This is a genomic window from Maricaulis sp. D1M11 (assembly GCF_047308265.1).
GTDB lineage: Bacteria > Pseudomonadota > Alphaproteobacteria > Caulobacterales > Maricaulaceae > Maricaulis.
In genome coordinates, this window is the sequence record NZ_JBKQWY010000001.1 from 338,523 (window position 1) to 353,343 (window position 14,821).

Annotated in this window: 13 protein-coding genes; 8 read left to right on the forward strand and 5 right to left on the reverse strand. The window is 59.1% G+C overall.

The window, feature by feature from the left end:
* Positions 1 to 80: 80 nt before the first annotated feature.
* The 3 genes from sucC to RMQ97_RS01775 all read left to right on the forward strand — a co-directional run bounded on the left by sucC (position 81) and on the right by RMQ97_RS01775 (position 2,937).
* Positions 81 to 1,277: an ADP-forming succinate--CoA ligase subunit beta gene (gene sucC, locus RMQ97_RS01765; protein ID WP_413659107.1), complete on the forward strand. Its 1,197-nt coding sequence runs from the start codon at positions 81 to 83 to the stop codon at positions 1,275 to 1,277.
* A gap of 3 nt (positions 1,278 to 1,280) precedes the next feature.
* Entirely contained in the window at positions 1,281 to 2,189 is a 909-nt protein-coding gene (sucD, locus tag RMQ97_RS01770; protein WP_413659108.1) for a succinate--CoA ligase subunit alpha, read from the forward strand.
* Between the two features lie 316 nt (positions 2,190 to 2,505).
* On the forward strand, positions 2,506 to 2,937 hold the full coding sequence (locus RMQ97_RS01775; protein ID WP_413659109.1) for a hypothetical protein: 432 nt from the start codon (positions 2,506 to 2,508) through the stop codon (positions 2,935 to 2,937).
* Here RMQ97_RS01775 and RMQ97_RS01780 read toward each other — a convergent pair.
* Complete coding sequence (locus tag RMQ97_RS01780) at positions 2,897 to 4,567, reverse strand: P-loop NTPase fold protein (protein ID WP_413659110.1); 1,671 nt, start codon at positions 4,565 to 4,567, stop codon at positions 2,897 to 2,899. The two genes, RMQ97_RS01775 and RMQ97_RS01780, sit on opposite strands and share 41 nt — an antisense overlap.
* 213 nt (positions 4,568 to 4,780) lie before the next feature.
* On the opposite strand from RMQ97_RS01780, the gene RMQ97_RS01785 reads away from it, so the two are divergent.
* From RMQ97_RS01785 to RMQ97_RS01805, 5 genes are all read left to right on the forward strand, one after another.
* The gene (locus RMQ97_RS01785) at positions 4,781 to 7,765 is read left to right on the forward strand and encodes a 2-oxoglutarate dehydrogenase E1 component (protein WP_413659111.1); all 2,985 of its coding nucleotides are present in this window, start codon (positions 4,781 to 4,783) and stop codon (positions 7,763 to 7,765) included.
* 36 nt (positions 7,766 to 7,801) lie between these two features.
* Entirely contained in the window at positions 7,802 to 9,316 is a 1,515-nt protein-coding gene (gene odhB / locus RMQ97_RS01790) for a 2-oxoglutarate dehydrogenase complex dihydrolipoyllysine-residue succinyltransferase (protein WP_413659112.1), read from the forward strand.
* Positions 9,317 to 9,428: 112 nt separating this feature from the next.
* Positions 9,429 to 9,863, forward strand: coding sequence for a hypothetical protein (locus RMQ97_RS01795; protein WP_413659113.1), 435 nt, complete (start codon positions 9,429 to 9,431; stop codon positions 9,861 to 9,863).
* Between the two features lie 114 nt (positions 9,864 to 9,977).
* The gene (gene lpdA / locus RMQ97_RS01800; RefSeq protein ID WP_413659114.1) at positions 9,978 to 11,381 is read left to right on the forward strand and encodes a dihydrolipoyl dehydrogenase; all 1,404 of its coding nucleotides are present in this window, start codon (positions 9,978 to 9,980) and stop codon (positions 11,379 to 11,381) included.
* Between the two features lie 207 nt (positions 11,382 to 11,588).
* On the forward strand, positions 11,589 to 12,140 hold the full coding sequence (locus RMQ97_RS01805) for a GNAT family N-acetyltransferase (protein WP_413659115.1): 552 nt from the start codon (positions 11,589 to 11,591) through the stop codon (positions 12,138 to 12,140).
* A 30-nt stretch (positions 12,141 to 12,170) separates the two neighbouring features.
* On the opposite strand, the gene RMQ97_RS01810 is transcribed toward RMQ97_RS01805, so the two are convergent.
* The 4 genes from RMQ97_RS01810 to RMQ97_RS01825 form a co-directional block, all read right to left on the reverse strand.
* Positions 12,171 to 12,488, reverse strand: coding sequence for a winged helix-turn-helix domain-containing protein (locus RMQ97_RS01810; protein ID WP_413659116.1), 318 nt, complete (start codon positions 12,486 to 12,488; stop codon positions 12,171 to 12,173).
* On the reverse strand, positions 12,485 to 13,096 hold the full coding sequence (locus RMQ97_RS01815) for a hypothetical protein (RefSeq protein ID WP_413659117.1): 612 nt from the start codon (positions 13,094 to 13,096) through the stop codon (positions 12,485 to 12,487). Before RMQ97_RS01815 ends, RMQ97_RS01810 begins: the two co-directional genes overlap by 4 nt.
* A gap of 99 nt (positions 13,097 to 13,195) precedes the next feature.
* Positions 13,196 to 14,128 (reverse strand): tyrosine recombinase XerC, encoded by a 933-nt coding sequence (locus tag RMQ97_RS01820; RefSeq protein WP_413659118.1) that lies wholly within the window; start codon positions 14,126 to 14,128, stop codon positions 13,196 to 13,198.
* Entirely contained in the window at positions 14,125 to 14,802 is a 678-nt protein-coding gene (locus RMQ97_RS01825; protein ID WP_413659119.1) for a DUF484 family protein, read from the reverse strand. Before RMQ97_RS01825 ends, RMQ97_RS01820 begins: the two co-directional genes overlap by 4 nt.
* Between the last annotated feature and the right edge of the window lie 19 nt (positions 14,803 to 14,821).

Sequence of the window (14,821 nt, forward strand, 5' to 3'; positions counted from 1 at the left end):
CGCATTGCACCGGTGTATGCCGGTGTTATAAGGCGGTGCGCCGTCCTGGCCATCCCAACCTCCCTCCCAAGAGGCCTTACATGAATATCCACGAACATCAGGCCAAAGCTGTCCTGAAATCCTTCGGCGCGCCGGTCGCTGAAGGCGTCGCTATCTTCTCTGCCGATGACGCTGCTGCGGCTGCGGATCAACTGCCCGGACCGCTCTGGGTTGTGAAGTCCCAGATCCATGCGGGCGGGCGCGGCAAGGGCAAGTTCAAGGAACTCGGTCCGGATGCCAAAGGCGGTGTGCGCCTGGCCTTCTCCAAGGACGAGGTTGTCGCTCATGCCAAGGAGATGCTCGGCAATACGCTGGTGACGCACCAGACGGGCCCGGACGGCAAGCAGGTCAACCGTCTCTACATCGAGGACGGTGCTGATATCGCGACCGAGCTGTACTGCTCTCTCCTGGTGAACCGCGAAACGGGTCGTGTGGCCTTTGTTGTGTCCACCGAAGGCGGTATGGACATCGAGGCTGTGGCCGAGGAAACCCCGGAAAAAATCCACACGATCGATATCGACCCGGCGACGGGCGTGACCGAAGCGGATGCCGGCAAGGTTGCTGACGCGCTGGAGCTGGACGGCGATGCACGGGCAGACATGCTCAACATTGCGAAGATCCTCTACACCGCCTTCACCGAGAAGGATATGGCGCTGCTTGAGGTCAATCCGCTGATCGTCATGGAGAATGGCCGCATGCGCGTGCTGGACGCCAAAGTGTCCTTCGACGGCAATGCGCTCTTCCGTCACGACGACATCATGGAGCTGCGTGATACGACCGAGGAAGACGAGAAAGAGATCGAGGCGTCTAAATACGACCTCGCCTATGTCGCTCTCGACGGCAATATCGGTTGCATGGTGAACGGCGCAGGTCTGGCCATGGCGACCATGGACATCATCAAGCTTTACGGAGCCGAGCCGGCCAACTTCCTCGATGTGGGGGGGGGTGCCACCAAGGAGAAAGTGACCGCAGCCTTCAAGATCATTACGGCTGATCCGAATGTGTCGGGCATTCTGGTGAATATTTTCGGCGGCATTATGCGTTGTGATGTGATCGCGGAAGGTGTCCTGGCGGCTGTCCAGGAAGTGGGTCTGCAAGTGCCGCTCGTGGTTCGCCTGGAAGGCACCAATGTCGAGCTCGGCAAGAAAATCATCAATGAGAGCGATCTCGATGTCATCTCTGCCGATGATCTCGACGATGCTGCCCAGAAAATCGTCGCTGCGGTGAAGGGAGCCTAAGCCATGTCCGTCATCGTCAACAAAGACACAAAGATCCTCGTTCAGGGCCTGACCGGTAAAACCGGCACCTTCCATACGGAACAGGCCCTCGAGTATTACGGCACTCAAATGGTGGCCGGTGTGCACCCCAAAAAGGGTGGCACGACCTGGACCTCCGGTCTTGATGCCGAAAAAAACCTGCCGATTTTCGCCTCTGTCGGTGAAGCGGCTGAAGCCACCGGTGCGACGGCATCTGTGATCTATGTGCCGCCGGCCGGTGCCGGTGCCGCGATCATCGAGGCCATTGATGCGGGCATCCCGTTCATCTCCTGCATCACTGAGGGTATTCCGGTGATGGATATGGTGAAGGTGAAGGCCAAGCTGGAAAAATCCAGCTCCATGCTGCTGGGGCCGAACTGCCCGGGTATCCTGACGCCGGAAGAATGCAAGATCGGCATCATGCCGGGCTCTATCTTCTCCAAGGGTTCCGTGGGCGTGGTCTCCCGCTCCGGTACGCTGACCTATGAGGCCGTTTTTCAGACCACGGCGGAAGGCCTCGGCCAGACCACCGCAGTCGGCATTGGCGGCGACCCGGTCAAGGGCACGGAGTTCATCGACGTGTTGGAGAAATTCCTGGCGGACGACGAAACCAAGTCCATCATCATGATCGGTGAAATCGGCGGTTCTGCCGAAGAGGAAGCCGCGCAATTCCTGGCCGATGAAGCCAAGAAGGGCCGCTCCAAACCGACCGTCGGCTTTATTGCCGGCCGTACGGCGCCTCCGGGCCGTACCATGGGCCATGCCGGTGCGATTGTGTCCGGCGGCAAGGGTGGTGCCGAAGACAAGATCGCAGCCATGGAGGCTGCGGGCATCAAAGTGTCTCCGAGCCCGGCGCGTCTGGGCACAACGCTGGCTGAGCTGCTCAAGGGCTAGGTCGCGCCAGAATATCGTGTGAGAGCCGCGCTCCGGAGGTGTCCGGGGCGCGGTTTCTTGTTGCGGGCAAGGCGCGAGGGGACAACGCGTTCCGAAATCTCTTTGTCTTCACGCCTTGTCAGGACTATAGTGCTATTGCATTTATGCAACAGGCATCTATATCGGTTCGCTCCGGCGGGTTGTCGCGTGTCTGATGCATGCTGCAGCCGATGTCCGTTTGAAGAAAAATTACGCTGTTCCCATGGTTTATCATTCGCCTTACGCCCACATTCGAAAGAAGCGCGCGTCCGCCAACGAGACGGAGCGGCGGGAGGCCATGACCAAGGCGCTCCAGGCGATCGAACAGGTGATCTCGACCACGGCGAGTGCTGCGACGGTGAATGCCCGGGCAACATCCAAGGGTACTGTTGCCGCAAAGTCGGGCAAGGCTGCGCACAAGCCCGCCGGGAAACGAACGCGAGCGTCTCACCAGGACCTGTCGCAACGGGTCGATCTGGCTCTGCAGGAGCAGGAAGCTTTCTATCACAGCGATGATCCGATCGCGGTCGAGGCTCGCGAGCTTGCCGAGTCTCACGATAAGGCCGAGGTTGAAGCGCTGATCGCAGAAAAGCTCGAAGCCGCTCGCAATGCCGGAGACAAGGAGCAGTTCAACGACGCGCTGAAGCTCCGTGCCGCCACGCATTATCACCGTCACAAGCGTTTGGCCGCTATTCGGTCGCGTAATTGGCAAGCTGATACAGCCGAATAATCTCGCGCGTGTCCCAGGTGTCATGCAGGGCCAGGATGCGCCGGGCCAGTGCAGATCGGGCCAGCTCGGACAAAAGTGGCATATCCTCGAATTCGGTCGGATCATACATGCCGTTTCGGCCTTCTGATATGAGATGACCGACGAGCGCGCGAAAGTTCGAGACAGCGTCCGTTTCGATCTCCAGCAGTTCGATTGCATCGGGCGCGCTCAGACTGGTGGCGATATCAGGATAGAATGAGATCAGAAGATCAGAAATCGTGATGTAGATCTGGTGTTTCCCGGTCATGGACCGATTGTGGAAGAGTTCCTGCCAGTCTTCGGGATAGGCTTCAGAGAAGAGGTGGTCACCAAAGCGGCTATGGAGGTCACCGATCCAGGCCAGGCCTGCATTATCAACGGGTGACTGGCACACGCTCTGCGGGGCGAGGTTAAGCTGGTAATACAGCCAGCGCGCAATGCGTTTGATCTTGCGAGCATTCGCCGGTGCCAGGTTGAAATTGCGGCGCATCACCGCGAACTCGGAATTGGGTGCAGAATGCACACCGGCCGGGTCTTCCCGTGTCATGATCTCGGCCAGTTGTTGGAGGCGAGGCACGTCCTGAACACTGCGCAGGAGTTCGTCCCAGGTTGTGTCCCGGACGGTTTGCGGGATGCCGCGCATTTCCAGTTCGGCATCATTGAGATCGAAGCAATAGAGGAAGAATTTCTCCAGATAACGCCGCGCCCAGGTCCGCGCCGCGATATAGTCCTGATCGCCGGCCATGTGCTGTCGGCCAAAGCGTTGGTCCGTCAGGGCAGCCGTGACCTGGGCTTCATCCAGGGCGAGAATATAGGTGACATCCTCGATCCAGAGGAAGTTCTTCATGGATTCCAGCATGCGACGAACCTGGGAAGGCGAGCACCGGTCCAGATCATCAATCAGGATCACCACCGGGCGACGGAAGGGTTCGCTATCCGTGTTTTGCAGGGTCTCCATATGGCCGCGCGAAGCGAGCAAAAGCAGGTCGCGCAAATCACTCATGAAGGCCTGTTGTTCGCTTTGTGGATAGGAGTATCGGTCTGCCCGTTCCTCATAATAGCTGGCGAAATCCTCACCAATCCGGGTGATATCCTCGCCATCCAGTCCGATTTTCTTGGCCAGCGTGTTTACAGCCGTGCGCCCGGCGGCCCGTGCTGCGCGTCCGAGCAGGCGCATCCCGGTTTCCGCAGCAGCCTTTTTGACGGATTCTTTTTGGATCGAGCTGGCGATCTGAGCACTCAGCTCGGCGAGCAGGGGCAGGATCAGATTATCCTCACCTTCATATCGCCAGGGTTCGAAGCGCAGGGTAAAGGCCTCGGCTTCTGTTGAAATATAGGTGCGGCCTGTAGTGTTGGAGCGGGAGTAAATGCCTTCGATCTGGCGCAGTATGCTGGTTTTCCCCGAGCCCCAGGGACCATAGACGGCGATGGTGATGGGGCCGCGGTGATTATTGTGGTTTTGCTCGTGCAACCTGCCGCCGGGTTGATAGGGGCGGGTCGCCCGGACAATCGCCTCCGCAATGGCGTTGTGATCATTCGACGTCGGGTGATCCTCCGCCCGATCGGACGGGGAACCCTGCAAACCCACTGGTTCATCCCAGAAAAAACTCATGGTGCAGTTCCGCAATTCCTGACCGTATTTCAACCAGAAAAACGCATGGGTAGAGGCGTGTCAAACGGCAAAGTGTGGATGTTCGCTTTACCTCTGTCAGGAAGTTGTCACCAGTCGGGTGAAAATATCTTCTAATCCGAATTAAAGAGGCCTAGACCAACAGTATAAAAGCGCCAAATCCCTCCCGCGCTGATGCTTTCCCACAGGATGATCATGTCCGACCAACACCGTTCCGACGAAAACCAGGCCTTCCTCGACACGTCTTTCCTGCAGGGCGCAAACGCCTTGTATATCGAGCAGATGGCCGCGATCTACGCCCAGGATCCTGCCAAACTTCCTGACAGTTGGCGAAATTTTTTCGCGCAGATGGATGACAGCGCCGCTGACCGCGCGCGGTCAGCATCCGGACCGTCCTGGAAACGTGCAGACTGGCCGCGTCAGGCCAATGGTGAAATGGTGTCGGCCCTGGGGGATATCGGGTCAGACGAAGCCGCCATGGTCGACAAGGTGGCCGCTCATGTCGAAGTCACACGTCCGGACGCGTCTGCGGCTGATCTGCGCAAGGCGACACAGGCATCGATCAAGGCGATCATGATGATCCGCGCTTATCGTATGCGAGGCCATCTGGCGGCACAGCTTGATCCGCTGGGCCTGACCGATTTCGGGCCGCAACCGGAACTTGACCCCGCCACCTATGGCTTTGTTGGCGAGGCGCTGGACGAAGAAATTTTCATCGATGGCTATCTCGGTCTCGACACCGCTACACCGCGCCAGATGCTGGATATTCTGCGTCGCACCTATTGTGGTTCGGTTGGCGTCGAATTCATGCACATCTCCAACCCGGAAGAAAAAGCCTGGCTTCAGGAGCGGTTTGAAGGTCCTGACAAGGAGATTGTCTTCACGCCGGAAGGCAAGAAGGCCATTTTGCAGAAACTGATCGAGACCGAGCGGTTCGAGCAATTCCTGCACAAGCGCTATCCGGGCACCAAACGGTTCGGGGCCGATGGTGGTGAAGCCATGGTTCCTGCGCTGGAACAGGTGATCAAGCGCGGCGGTGCGATGGGTGTCGAAGACATCATCATCGGCATGCCGCACCGGGGGCGCCTGAATGTGCTGGGCGCTGTGATGGGCAAGCCCTATCACCAGATCTTCCACGAATTCCAGGGGGGCAACACCCAGGGTGAGGACGAGTTCGGCTCCGGCGATGTGAAATACCACCTCGGTGCCTCATCGGACCGCGAGTTTGATGGCAATACCGTCCACCTCTCGCTGACCGCCAACCCGTCTCACCTCGAGGCCGTGGACCCTGTCGTGCTGGGCAAGGCCCGCGCCAAACAGGAAGAGAATTGCGTGACGGCACCGGGTACGCCGCGCATGAATGTGCTGCCGCTCCTCTTGCACGGTGATGCGGCCTTCGCTGGTCAGGGTATTGTGACGGAATGTCTGGGCCTGTCGGGTCTGCGAGGTCACCGCACGGGCGGCGCGATCCATTTCATCGTCAACAATCAGATTGGTTTTACGACCAATCCGAAGGACAGCCGCTCCAGCCCCTACCCGTCTGATGTGGCGCTGATGGTGCAGGCACCGATCTTCCACGTGAACGGAGATGATCCGGAAGCCGTCGTCCATGCCACAAAGATCGCGACGGAGTATCGTCAGCTCTTTGGCAAAGACGTGGTCATCGACATGATCTGCTATCGTCGCTACGGCCACAATGAAGGCGATGACCCGACCTTCACCCAGCCGATCATGTATCGCATCATCAAGGACCTGCCGCCGGTCCGTAAAGTCTATCAGGAACGCCTTCTCAAGGAGGGCCTGATCACCGCGGCTGAAGCCGAGGCGATGGAAAACGAGTTCGACGAATTCCTCGACAAGGAATTCGAAGCCGGCAAGGCGTTTGAACCGGCCCGTGCGGATTGGCTGGATGGGCGTTGGTCCGGTCTGGGCCTGCCTGAAGGGGATGATCGTCGTGGCGAGACATCGGCCTCTACAGAAAGCCTTGAGGCGGTGGGCATGGCGATGACGGCGGTGCCGGAGGGTGTGAACATCCACCGCACGCTCAACCGTGTGATCAATGCGCGCCGGACGATGATCGAAACCGGTGAGAATATTGATTGGGCAACCGCTGAACACCTGGCGTTCGGTACGTTGTTGACCGAAGGCTTTGCGGTTCGTCTGTCCGGACAAGATTGTGGACGCGGTACTTTCTCCCAGCGTCACTCGCACATCATCGACCAGCAGACGGAGGAGCGTTACACGCCGCTCAATAATCTGTCTGAAGATCAATCGCGCTATGAAGTGATTGACTCCATGCTCTCCGAAGAGGCCGTACTGGGCTTCGAGTATGGCTATTCCCTGTCCGCGCCGAACACGCTGACCATGTGGGAAGCCCAGTTTGGGGATTTCACCAACGGGGCCCAGGTGATCATCGACCAGTTCATTTCCTCCGGTGAGCGCAAATGGCTGCGCATGTCCGGTCTGGTGATGCTGCTGCCGCATGGTTATGAGGGCCAGGGGCCGGAACACTCCTCCGCGCGGCCCGAGCGCTTTCTGCAATTGTGTGCGGAAGACAATATGCAGGTCGCCAACTGCTCCACGCCGGCGAATTATTTCCACATTCTGCGGCGTCAGATTCACCGCAATTTCCGCAAACCGCTGGTGATCATGACGCCCAAGAGCCTGCTGCGTCACAAGCGCTGTGTCTCCAACCTGGCAGCGTTCGGTCCGGGGTCGTCTTTCCACCGGGTTCTTTGGGATGACGCGGATAAGACGGTGCGTCCCGAGGGCGAGCTCGCCAAGACGTCGGTCAATCTGGTTGCGGACGAGAAGATCCGTCGTGTCGTGCTGTGTACCGGCAAGGTGTATTACGATCTCCTGGAGGCACGTGAGGCCAAGGAGATCGACGATATCTACCTGCTGCGCGTCGAACAGCTCTATCCGTTCCCGTTCAAATCCCTGATCACCGAGCTGGCTCGCTTCCCGCAAGCGGATGTCGTCTGGTGTCAGGAAGAACCGTTCAACATGGGCTATTGGACCTTTGTTGAGCCCAATCTGGAATACGTACTCACAAAGCTGGATGGCCAGTCCAAGCGCCCGCGTTATGTGGGTCGTGCGCCCACCGCGTCGACAGCGACCGGTATCGCCTCCAAGCACAAGCAACAACAGGATGCCCTGGTCGATGAGGCGCTGTCGTAAGACGGCATCGACCCTGCGAATAGGAAAGAGATGATCATGACTGATATCCTTGTGCCCCAGCTGGGCGAATCCGTAACGGAAGCCACGGTTGGCTCCTGGATGGTCAAAACGGGCGATACGGTGGCCCGCGATGATGTTCTGGTTGAGCTGGAAACTGACAAGGTTTCCGTCGAAGTGCGTGCCGAAGCTGACGGTGTGATGGGCGCGATTGCTGCTCCGGAAGGTGAGACTGTCGAAATTGGTGCGAAACTGGGTGAATTGACAGCCGGTGGCTCAGCCGCTGCTGCGCCGACTGCCGCTGAGGCTCCGATTGCTGATGCGGCACCGACCGCAGACACCGCACCGGCTGGGGGTGTGGTCGAGGCCTCAGTCCCTCAGATGGGCGAGAGTGTGGCTGAGGGAACAATCGGGTCCTGGCTGGTGAAGGCGGGTGATACGGTTGAGGTCGACCAGGCGCTTGTCGAGATCGAAACTGACAAGGTGGCTGTTGAGGTGCCGTCCCCCGTCGCGGGTGTCGTGTCCGAACTCCTGGTCGCGGAAGGGGACAGCGTGGCACCGGGTGATGCGGTCGCCAAGATCGCCGAAGGCGGTGCAGAGGCTGGCGCACCGGCTCCTGCGGTTGCGGCTGACACGTCGGCCGCGCCGACCGGCGGGATTGCCATGCCGTCCGCTCAACGCGTGATCGAGGAAAACAAGCTGGACGCCGGTGCCATTGCGGGTACGGGCAAGGATGGCCGGATCACGAAGGCCGATGCCAAGGCGGCCGCCGCCGCACCGGCACCGGTGGCGCAACAAACCACTTCCGCATCCAGCGCAGCGCCGGCCGCGCCTTCGGCACCGCGTGAACTGGGGCCGCGTGAAGAGCGCGTCCGCATGACCCGCCTGCGCCAGACCATCGCGAAACGTCTGAAGGATGCCCAGAATTCTGCGGCCATTCTGACCACCTATAATGAAGCCGACATGTCGGCCATCATGAAGGCGCGCAAGACACATCAGGAGGCCTTTGTGGCCAAGCATGGTGTGAAGCTGGGCTTTATGAGCTTCTTCGTCAAAGCGTGTGTCCATGCTCTCAAGGAGATCCCGGCCGTTAACGCCGAGATCGACGGCACGGACATTATCTACAAGAATTATTACGACATGGGCGTGGCCGTGGGCACCGACCGCGGTCTGGTTGTTCCGGTGATCCGGGATGCAGACCAGATGTCCCTGGCTGAGATCGAAAAAGAGATCATCCGTCTCGGTAAAAATGCGCGGGATGGCAAGCTGACGATCGAGGACATGCAGGGGGCGACGTTCACCCTGTCCAATGGCGGTGTCTATGGTTCCTTGATGTCCATGCCGATCCTCAACGCTCCGCAATCGGGCATTCTGGGCATGCACAAGATCCAGGAACGCCCGGTTGCCGAAAACGGCCAGGTTGTCATCAAGCCGATGATGTATCTCGCCCTGTCCTATGACCACCGTATCGTGGACGGCAAAGAGGCCGTGACGTTCCTGGTGCGTGTGAAGGAAAACCTTGAAGACCCGCAGCGCCTGCTGTTTGACCTCTAGGCGCGCACGCCAAAACGGTTTGAGACGCCCGACCCTGAATCAGGGTCGGGCTTTTCAATGCGTCATTGAGTTTTGTCACGCATCCGATATTCTGAATCGGAAGGGGGTGGCCATGATCTCAATGCGGGTCGTTTTGCGTGTCATCCAGATCCTGATGACAGTGCGTGTCACCTATGCGGTGGGGCTCTTTTACGCGATGCTGTTTTCCCGGTTCGGCTGGAGCGAACTGGCACCGGATGGCAGTTTCATTGGTGAAATCGTCCACAATATGGACTGGCAGAATTTCCTGACCTGGTTTGTCTATGTCCATGCTTATGCCCTGGCGACGTTTTTGGTCTGGAGAGGTCATGTGCTCAGCATCTGGATCTACACGGGCGCCTATGCTGTGGATCTTGCGTCCTGGGTCTGGATCGCATTGTCGCCGACCTATTCCATCGCCCTCAACGGGAAGGCCCCACTCATTGATGGCGTATTCAACGTGTTCGACCTATTGATAATAGCCATGTTGGGTTTTTTGCGGCTACGTGGCCAGCTCGGCGGGCGTTGAATGATGGCATGCAGCCAAGAGCGTGCGACCCCCTTACGTTTTGCTGCACGACGCGTCATATAAGGCGTCAGTCTTCGCGGATTCCCGCACCTCATATTCCTCAAAGAGGCGAGCATGTCTGAAACTTACGACGTCGTGATCATTGGCGGTGGCCCCGGTGGTTATAATTGCGCAATCCGGGCCGGTCAGTTGGGCCTGAAGGTGGCGTGTGTGGAAATGCGCGGCAAGCTGGGTGGCACGTGTCTGAATGTGGGCTGTATTCCGTCCAAGGCGCTGCTCCACGCTTCCGAAATGTATGAGGCCGCCCGCACTGAATTTGCCGGAATGGGGATTGAGACTGGTGAACTGAGCATCAATCTCGAGCAGATGATGTCGCAAAAGTCCGATGCGGTTGACGGTCTGACGAAGGGCGTCGAATTCCTCTTCAAGAAAAACAAGGTCGACTATATCCGCGGCAAGGGCCGGATTGCCGGTGCGGGCAAGGTGGTCGTTGAGGGCGAGGATGGCGAGCAGGAGCTGGCGACGCGCAATATTGTCATCGCGACCGGCTCTGAAGTGACCCCGCTGCCCGGAGTTGAGATCGATGAGACACGCGTCGTGTCTTCCACCGGGGCACTGGATCTCGAAAAAGTCCCGGGCAAGCTGGTTCTGATCGGTGCCGGTGTCATCGGGCTGGAGCTGGGCTCCGTGTGGCGCCGTCTGGGTGCCGAGGTGACCGTGGTTGAGTATCTCGATCGCATTCTGCCGGGGATGGATGGTGAACTGGCCAAGACCGCTCAGCGGACGTTCGCAAAACAGGGGTTTGACTTCCACCTGGGCACCAAGGTGACCGGTGTGGACACCTCTGATGACACGACACTGAAGGTTACAGTCGAGCCCGCCGCTGGTGGCGATGCACAAACACTCGAAGCCGATACGGTGATTGTGTGTATTGGTCGACGCCCTTACACCGACGGTCTGGGTCTGGAGACGGTGGGTGTCGAAACCGATGCCCGTGGGTTTATTCCCAACGATCATTTCCAGACGTCGTCTGAAAATGTCTGGGTTATCGGTGACTGCACACATGGTCCCATGTTGGCCCACAAGGCCGAGGACGAGGGTGTGGCCTGTGCGGAACGTATCGCCGGCAAGGCCGGTCACGTAAATTACGGCATCATTCCGGGTGTTGTGTATACGTCTCCTGAGATTGCAAGCGTCGGCAAGACCGAAGACGAGCTCAAGGCCGAGGGTCGCAAGTACAAGAAGGGCAAATTCCCCTTCCAGGCGAATTCCCGTGCGCGAACAAATCACACCACGGATGGTTTTGTGAAAATCCTGGCGGATGCAGAGACCGATGAAATCCTGGGCGCTCACATGATCGGTGTGAATGTCGGGGAAATGATCAGCGAGGTCTGCCTGGCCATGGAATTCCGGGCCGCCTCCGAAGATGTGGCGCGGACCTGCCATCCTCACCCGACCCTGTCCGAGGCGGTGCGCCAGGCAGCCATGGGTGTCGAGGGCTGGACCATGCAAGCCTAGTCTCGGCAAACTGAAATTGCGTTTTACTCAAGACGCCGCTCAGAGGTCATGACCATTGGGCGGCGTTTTTACGTTCGAACAGGAAAAAACCACTCAACTTCCAGTAAAGGCCATTTTTGAGCGGACAAGAGTCAATCCCTGGGGCATAAGGGGCGCGTGTGGGAGTGTTTCCAGGTTCGGAATCATTGTGGGGATGTTCGGAACGCCATGACCAATTCGACTGAAATCGTGGCCGATATTATCACGCCGCGCTTGCGAATTACGCCCCTGACACGCGAACTGGCAGCGTTGCAGGTCGATGACCTGTCCGGGTTTTTCGACGCCTTGGGCGTGGAATTCGAACCCGCCTGGCCCCCGCAATTTGCCACGCGCGAAAGCCTGGAATGGATGAAGACCAAGCTGGCCGAACGTCCCGAGGATACGGGTTGGTATCAGTGGATCTATATTTCACCCGTCATGAACCGGCTGATGGGCACCGGCGGTTTTGTTGGTCCGGTGGATGCGCGAGGCCAGATCGAGATCCGCTATTCCATGCTGCTCTCGTTCCGTGAACAGGGGCTGGCGACCGAGGGCGTGTCGGCCCTGCTGGACTGGGCGTACGCCCATGACGCGGTCAAGCAGGTCGTGGCCTATCCACGGGCGGATGGTACAGCGGCCATCCGGATTCTCGAGAAACTGGGTTTTGAGCCGACCGGTACCTGCCACACGACGTCAGACGGCGATGTGCTGGATGTCTATCTCCACAAGCGCACCGCGTAAGCTCAATCCGGCTTAGTTTTCCCGGTCAATCTATTGCGGTTTCGGTCTGGACTGGTCGAGCAGGCTCGCCATCTGATCCAGATAGGCAATCCAGGCAGATCGCCCGGCTTCGGTCAGGCCAGCCTCGGTCAGAGGCTTGCGACCTTCAAACCGCTTTTCGATGAACGCATAACCGGCCTCTTCGAGCTTGCGCAGATTGACCGACAAATTGCCATCTGTGGCCTTGGTGCGTGCCTTGATCTCGTTGAACGAGGCCCGCTCCACGCCAGAGAGGTAGGCCATAATGGACAGCCGCAATTTCCCGTGGATCAAATCGTCCAGGGCTTGGGGGTCAAAGGCCTCTGTCATGCATCAGCCGCAGGTTCACGGCCCATCAGAATGAGGCCGGGGCCAATGGAAATCACCAGTTGGGAGGCGGCCGAGAAAAGATAAAGTTCAGGTGTGCCGACCAAGATCAGGGCTCCGGTGCAGAAGGCAAAGCTCAAATACGACAGCGGTCCGAAAAAGCCGGGTCCGCCGAGCGCATTGTTGATGCGGAACGCCAGACCATAAACAAGGAAAGCGAGGGGCGGAATCGTATCGAACAGAATCACGGAACCGCCACGCAGAAGTACCAGAGCTACAATGCCGGCGACATAGGCAATGAAACCGATGGTGGCGGCTGTCCAGAACGCGCTTTCGGCCCGGTTGAGCGCGGCGCCACGGCCTGGCTTGCCTCGCAGGCTGGCGCTCAGAACGGCAGAGCCGGTGACACCGACAAGGCCGTAAACGGCCCAGATCAGACCGATCATGGGCATGGGCAGGGGCGATAGTCCGACGAGTGTGGCCCAGTGTGCCAGCAGTGCGAGGCCTGCGAGACCGCCCCACCACATGAAGAAACGCCCACCCAGTTGGGGCGCACGCTGTCCGGATTCAGCAATGGCACGCAGTTCGGCCAGGTCGGCATTGTCTGACATGTGGTCCTCCAAGAGCTTTATACAATAAAGTACAGAAGATTTATGGGAGAACAAGCGAGTGGGCCAGAGAGATTGGACGTATGGGTGTCCCGCTTCGGCTCACTCGGGGCGGCGGGCGCGCGGGTGCGCCTGATCATACAGAGAGACGAGGCGTTGGGTATCCACATCCGCATAGATCTGCGTCGTCGACAGACGGGCATGGCCGAGCAATTCCTGGATGGTTCGCAGATCGCCGCCATGGCCCAGAATATGAGTGGCAAAGGCATGGCGAAGCGCATGGGGGGTCGCGGTAGAAGGCAGTCCGAGCAGGTGTCGCAGGTCCTGCATGAGATGCTGTGCAGCTCTCGAACCCATGGCTCCGCCCCGAATACCAAAAAAGACCGGCCCGGACGCTTCAACCGCATGAGGCAGCACAGCCAGATAGGCATTCATCGCTTCGCGCACGACCGGCAGGAGCGGGACTGTGCGCGATTTTCCGCCCTTGCCGATGACGGTCAGCATATCAGTCAGAGGCAGATCACGCCCCGTCAGGCCAAGCGCTTCGGAAATGCGCAGCCCACAGCCATACAGCAAGGTGATCAGTGCCGTATTGCGGGCTTGGAGCCAGGGCTCGATATCCTGGTCCGACGGAGCCTCCATGAGGGCTCGAGCCGCCCGCTCCGTGACGGGTTTGGGCTTGGCGGGTGCGAATTTGGGACTTTCCACGAGGCTCAACGCACAGTTTTTGATGCCGTGGCGTTGCTCGAGATAACGAAACAGTCCACGGATCGAGGACAGGCAGCGGGCCAGAGATCGCGCGGACAAGGCATCGGGTGGGCGCCGGCAATCTGCCATGAAGGCGCGGAAATCGGGCAGGGCCAGCGTCTTGAGATCATTGACCAGGAGTTCGCGACCCTTGTGTCCTGTCTGGAAGTCGATGAAGCGGTCGAGGTCACGGCGATAGGCCGAGAGCGTGTGCACACTCACCCGGCGCTCACCGTCCAGATGATCGAGAAATCGCTCCAGAGCGCCCTTGGCTGTGATCGGGGTCAAAGCCAGCGCACCAGAAGGCGTTCCAGGCTTCGCGCGAGGAAGTTGAGCAATTCCGTGCCTTGTCCGGCCTGGAACATGTGTGCATCTCGGGCTGCAAGCGCCAGGACGCCCTGATGGGACCCCATATCCAGTCGGACAAGGGCGTGGGATTTCATGCGCTGCCCTTGCGGCGCATAGAGTGCGTCACCGTCCGCTCCCTCGATCGGTCCGAGGCGTTCCACATTCTGGCCCAGAATGCGGTCAACAAACCCGGTCGCGCATGGTTTAAGGCTTTCGCCGTCCCGCAGCGGTGCATGATCCTCGATGAAGACCCGCGCCAGATCGACACTCAGGGCGCCCGGAATTCGGTTGGCCAGTTTACGGTCGAGCGTGGCCAGGCTGTCGGCTTCCAGCAGCGCCAGAACCGCCATGTGAACCTGGGACTGGATGGCGAGATTGGCGCGTGCGGTCTCGACAATGCCCTCATTGAGGGCTTTGAGCTGTTTGATCTCTGTCATCAACCGGTTGCGAGCGGCTTGTCCGAGGTCGAAAACCCCTTCGCGTTCTGGTGCCGCAGAGAGAATGGCGAAGAGCTCTGCATCTTCGCGGATGAAATCGGGATTCTGGATGAGCCAGGCCCTTAACTGGTCCAGTGCTTCAGGCGCCGGGCTGGACGTGTCGATAGTCGCGCTCATAGTGTCACTGCCTCTTGCC

Coding starts and splice junctions, on each gene's coding strand:
- RMQ97_RS01805 (WP_413659115.1), top strand. CDS start 11,589: ATGACCAATTCGACTGAAATCGTGGCCGATATTATCACGCCGCGCTTG.
- RMQ97_RS01775 (WP_413659109.1), top strand. CDS start 2,506: ATGACCAAGGCGCTCCAGGCGATCGAACAGGTGATCTCGACCACGGCG.
- RMQ97_RS01810 (WP_413659116.1), bottom strand. CDS start 12,488: ATGACAGAGGCCTTTGACCCCCAAGCCCTGGACGATTTGATCCACGGG.
- sucD (WP_413659108.1), top strand. CDS start 1,281: ATGTCCGTCATCGTCAACAAAGACACAAAGATCCTCGTTCAGGGCCTG.
- RMQ97_RS01815 (WP_413659117.1), bottom strand. CDS start 13,096: ATGTCAGACAATGCCGACCTGGCCGAACTGCGTGCCATTGCTGAATCC.
- RMQ97_RS01825 (WP_413659119.1), bottom strand. CDS start 14,802: ATGAGCGCGACTATCGACACGTCCAGCCCGGCGCCTGAAGCACTGGAC.
- RMQ97_RS01780 (WP_413659110.1), bottom strand. CDS start 4,567: ATGAGTTTTTTCTGGGATGAACCAGTGGGTTTGCAGGGTTCCCCGTCC.
- RMQ97_RS01785 (WP_413659111.1), top strand. CDS start 4,781: ATGTCCGACCAACACCGTTCCGACGAAAACCAGGCCTTCCTCGACACG.
- odhB (WP_413659112.1), top strand. CDS start 7,802: ATGACTGATATCCTTGTGCCCCAGCTGGGCGAATCCGTAACGGAAGCC.
- sucC (WP_413659107.1), top strand. CDS start 81: ATGAATATCCACGAACATCAGGCCAAAGCTGTCCTGAAATCCTTCGGC.
- RMQ97_RS01795 (WP_413659113.1), top strand. CDS start 9,429: ATGATCTCAATGCGGGTCGTTTTGCGTGTCATCCAGATCCTGATGACA.
- lpdA (WP_413659114.1), top strand. CDS start 9,978: ATGTCTGAAACTTACGACGTCGTGATCATTGGCGGTGGCCCCGGTGGT.